Raw genomic sequence first — 4,959 nt, forward strand, 5'->3', positions numbered from 1 at the left:
TGCTAAAGGGGCCTCTAACGCTAACTTTAAGAACAATTCCAAGATTACCTTAGACGATAATAATAATGTTTGTATAATAGCTACTCGTAAAATACAGGCAGAAGAAGAAATATTTTGTAGCTATGGAAAACGGTATTGGAAAAAACATAAATAAAATACACCTTACCTACTGCAAAATTCTAGATTCCTAAAAAATATACAGTCTATATAGACAGATAGTATAGTCACAAAAACTATAACTAGCCTCTACATTTTTATTTTAAACAGTTTATAACAAAAGGTAAAAACTACAATTTATTATAATTTTATAGAATAGATAAACCTCAACATCTATAATACAGAAAGTATTAATTATGCCTTTAAAACAACATAGTTAACCCAATAAAAGTTCACCAATACACTTCTTAAAAAATCATTTTTTTTTACAAAATAAAAAAAAGCGGGTAACAGAATCTAAAATAGAGTAACACCTACATAGACAGTCATTAAAAAAATCGATTTCTAGATCTAGAATCATCCCTTAAATTAAAATCGCGTAAGCTGAAAAGCGTAAGAGTAAGCAATAATTAAAAAACAAAAAATCATGTCAATTAAAAACAAAATAGCATTTTGCTTTATGTTAAGTCTATTCGCTTTAGTAGGATGTAAACAAGCAGATGACTTTGTAGAAGAAAGCACAAAAAACCCATCGACGTTTAGTAAAGGACAAGTTGGGACCTCATTATGTGGAAAAACCATTTTAAAATTTGCAGATTTAGGTCATATTCAAAATGTGCATACAAACTTATATAACCAATATCAAGCCTCTGGAGAAGATGAGCAAACATTAATAGATTTTGAACAAGCCGAAGGCCTATACTCTTTAAGACAAAAAGAACAAGATATGGATGATGGGGTTATTCCTAACGATCCATCTTTTGATGCTTTCGATTACACATCTGATGATGTATTCGCAGCCATGTTAAATGAGGATGGTATGGTAATTATTGGAGGTTATTTATACGTTTTTAGCGATGGCTGTGTAGCACACCGTATACCGTTTAAAGGTAAAGGTTGTTTTGCTTTCGATGTGTTATTACATTTTAACGACTTGGTAAAAAGCGGAAATGCTACTAATAATGGTAGTATGGATTTTTACAGAAACGAAGCTGGTGTAGAAGATATAGATATCTGCGGAGACCCAAGATACGATTTTGAAAGTATTAGCGAAGCTGGAGGTAAATTTGATAATGACAACCCACGTACAGAAAAAAGCGGTGCAGATTGCGGGTTTGTAGCCAATATAGCTCACGATATTCTTGCTCATGACCCTATTAACCAAACTATAGAAATTAGATTCGATGCATCTTCAATTGCTCCAGCAGGAAGTAATCCGTTATACAGCATGTTAATAGATAATTTAAGTGATTATGATAGTATTGATATTACAAATGCGTCTATCCCAACACTTATTGGTATAGATTGGACAACGGCAACAGGTGGTGCAGATGGGTTTGCTTATCCTGGTGAGTGGGTTCAAATTTTAGTAGATTATAGTTCTGCTACTACGGCTCCAATACTTAACGCTAGATTATTAGGTTCTGTAGCACCTTTAAGTGGTAATAGCTGTTCAGACACAGATTCTGTAAGTATAGATTTAGCTTGCCCTATCTCTATGTCTATGCAAAGTATTAATGCTGCAAACGGCGAATGGGTTTATACTATTGAAGGTTTAGAAGGTTTATCTGGTTACGAAATTGTTTGGAATTTTGGAGACTCTACAACAACTACTGTTAATGGTTCTAATAGTGTAACTCATGCTTATGGTGTACCATGTGGTACTAACACTTATACCATTACTGCTACGATTCAAAAAATTGAAGGTTTATGTAAAACAGTCGTATTATCTCCAAACCCAGTTACAGTATTCGATGTTTGTAAAAGACGCACATTAAGTGCTAAGTATAAGGTTAATTACTCTGGTAAAAAGGTACGATTAAAGATGAAAATAAAAAAGCAAGCTAGCATCTTTGGAGGAAAAACAAAATTTAAAAACGTAATGCGCTACAGAAAAACAGGAACTAAAACAATTTCTTCTTCTGGTACTGTATATCTACAAACAGGAAATACTTGTACACCAACTAATGTCGCATCTGTTTTACCAAGTGTAAACCAAAGTGGAAAAAAGCGTTTAAAACAAAAAGTAAAAGATGGTAATATTTATTATGCAGATTTAAATGCGCCATACCAAGTACAATTCTCTCATAGTAATGGGTTTAATTATGTATTAACTTATAGTGAAACTTGCTCAGAATAACACACATTATTAAACAAGATCATGTTGTGTATTTTATGATTGAGTTTGGCCTACAGAAGACAGCTTTCTGTAGGCTTTTTTCTATTAATGCATTTATTAAAATAAAACTACTAGTTTTGGGCTATCTTTGCATTAAATTATACACTTATGTCATTTAAAGATTTAAAACTGAACAAACCCATTTTAAGAGCTATTGCAGAGAAAGGTTATGACTCTCCTACTTTGGTTCAAGAGAAAACAATTCCCTTAGTTTTAAATAAAAAAGACATCATTGTTTCTGCACAAACAGGAACAGGAAAAACAGCAGCTTTTGCGCTTCCAATTCTACAACTGTTGTTTGATAGGCAAGATACACCTAAAAAAAGTAAAAAGATAAGAGCTTTAATAGTAAGCCCTACACGAGAATTAGCAATTCAAATTGAAGCTAATTTTAAAGCTTATAGTACGCATACAAAATTAGTTACTGCTGTTCTTTTTGGAGGTGCATCTATAGAACCTCAAAAAGAAACTTTAAAAAATGGTGTCGATATTTTAATTGCAACACCAGGTAGATTGTTAGATTTACATAAACAAGATTTTATAAATTTAGATTATATTGAAACATTAGTTTTAGATGAAGCCGATTTAATGCTAGATATGGGCTTTATAGACGATGTTAAAAAAATTGAACGTTTATGCCCTTCTACCAAACAAACATTACTATTTTCGGCTACAATACCTTATAAAGTAGAGCAATTAGCCACTACTATATTAAAAGCACCTCAACGTGTAGAAGTCGCTCAAAACTCATCCACATCAAAAAACGTAAATCAAGCATTATACTATGTTCCTAAACCTCAAAAAATAGAGTTGTGTTTACATTTACTCCGTGAGACTATAAATGGGAAAATCATTATTTTTAGGCGTACTAAATATGGAGTTGACAAACTTGAAAAATCGTTATTAAAAAACGGCTATAAAGCAGGTAGTATTCATGGAGATAAAAGCCAAACCGATAGGCAACTGGCGCTTAACAATTTTAAAAAGAACGAAACTAATATTCTAGTTGCTACAGATGTTGCTGCTCGTGGTATAGATATAGATAGTCTAGATGCTGTTGTTAATTTCGATTTACCTAGCGCTCCAGAAACCTATGTACATAGAATTGGTAGAACAGCTAGAGCTGGAAATACAGGTGCGGCATATTCGCTATGCTCTGCAGACGAAAAAGAATATGTTTCTAGAATTCAAAAATTAATTCATTTACAACTAGATGTAGTAAACGATCATCCTTTTCCTTTAGACCTTAATGCAAAAAAAGAAGTGCATACTTCTAATAAAAAGGGAAGTAAATACAGAAAAGGACGTAAAAGTGAAGCTTCTAAAAAGAAGAAAAAACGCTGGTACAAGTAGCACCTACGCTATATTTCTACTTAACCTTTTCATTACATAGAAAAATAATTACTACACCCGTTGTGCATTCTGATGAAATTCTGTCAATTCGAGTGAATTTTACGATTGAAATGAGTAAAATTTGTATCGAGAATAAGAATTTTAGATTAATAACCTGTTCTCGATACAATTTTTCGTACCTCAAAATTACTCGAACTGACATTTGGCTACTATTTTGATCCAAAATGCGCAACGGGTTAACTACTGATTTAAAACTTTTTACATCAGTCAATCTGTCGTATTTCATATTTTCTTAATTATTAATTAAAAAAATCGGGTAACAGATTATTTTTTTCATAAACACTCTAATAGATGGAGGAACCCAAAAATCCATATTTATAATAGAGTCGGGAATTAATTAAAAACATTAAAAACTTATGAAAACAAGTAAACTTTTTTCAACCCTCGCAATTGTAGCTTTTACAGCATTTCAAGCTAACGCTCAATTAAATGACAATGGTACTAACGTAGGTATTGGTACAGCGGCTCCTGCAAACGGATTAGGCACTACAGCAACCAATGTAAGGTTACATGTAGATGGTGGAACAGAAAACGGTATTAAAGGCGCTACTATAGCACAACAATTTAAAGCTGGTTCTATATATAGCTCAACAAATTCTGAAACTACAGGTTATTTAGGTTACAACTCTAACTGGGCTGCTGGTAGTAGTTCGTTTGGTGTTATTGGTACATCTACAGTTAGTACAGCTAGAGCGTATTCTACTACAGCCAATGTTCTTGGTGGTCGATTTATTGCAGATTTAGGTGCTACAGCTGGTTCAAATAAATTTCAAATAGGTGGTGTTTATGGGCATTTAAAAGGAGCCTGGAATGGTGCTTCTGCTAATGGTGGTTTTGCAGCTGGTGTAGTTGGTGTTGATGAAATTAACGGAGCTGGTACTTTTGGTGGTTACTTTAAAGGTAGAGGTTATTTTAGCGATAAAGTTGGTATTGGTACAGAAAACCCTACTAGCGAGCTACATGTACATAATGGTACTATTAGATTAACAGGAACTAGTTTTGCTGGTGGACCAATGATTTTGTTTGGTGAAAACGGACAAACTACAGATAACGGACAATGGGGTATTGAGTATATTCCTGCTGCCAATGGTACGCCTGGTTTAAATTTTTGGAGACCATGGCCTAACTCCAACTTTGGAAACCACTTTTTATTCTTATCAGACACAGGAAAAGTAGCCGTAGGAACAGACAATACACCAACATCTATAGGA

3 protein-coding genes and 1 pseudogene are annotated in these 4,959 nt (G+C 33.3%); all 4 read left to right on the forward strand.

Annotated elements, in window-relative coordinates; genetic code table 11:
- Positions 1-154 (forward strand): SET domain-containing protein-lysine N-methyltransferase (locus ACVC2P_RS01210; RefSeq protein WP_452596663.1); only part of this gene is annotated, 154 nt, incomplete at its 5' end.
- Between the two features lie 429 nt (positions 155-583).
- On the forward strand, positions 584-2,296 hold the full coding sequence (locus tag ACVC2P_RS01215) for a hypothetical protein (protein ID WP_452596661.1): 1,713 nt from the start codon (positions 584-586) through the stop codon (positions 2,294-2,296).
- Between the two features lie 147 nt (positions 2,297-2,443).
- Positions 2,444-3,688: a DEAD/DEAH box helicase gene (locus ACVC2P_RS01220; protein ID WP_452596662.1), complete on the forward strand. Its 1,245-nt coding sequence runs from the start codon at positions 2,444-2,446 to the stop codon at positions 3,686-3,688.
- A gap of 416 nt (positions 3,689-4,104) precedes the next feature.
- Positions 4,105-4,959 (forward strand): annotated as a pseudogene (locus ACVC2P_RS01225) (hypothetical protein); the annotation flags it as partial.

It is taken from the genome of Pontimicrobium sp. MEBiC01747 (assembly GCF_053601635.1).

Coding starts and splice junctions, on each gene's coding strand:
- ACVC2P_RS01215 (WP_452596661.1), top strand. CDS start 584: ATGTCAATTAAAAACAAAATAGCATTTTGCTTTATGTTAAGTCTATTC.
- ACVC2P_RS01220 (WP_452596662.1), top strand. CDS start 2,444: ATGTCATTTAAAGATTTAAAACTGAACAAACCCATTTTAAGAGCTATT.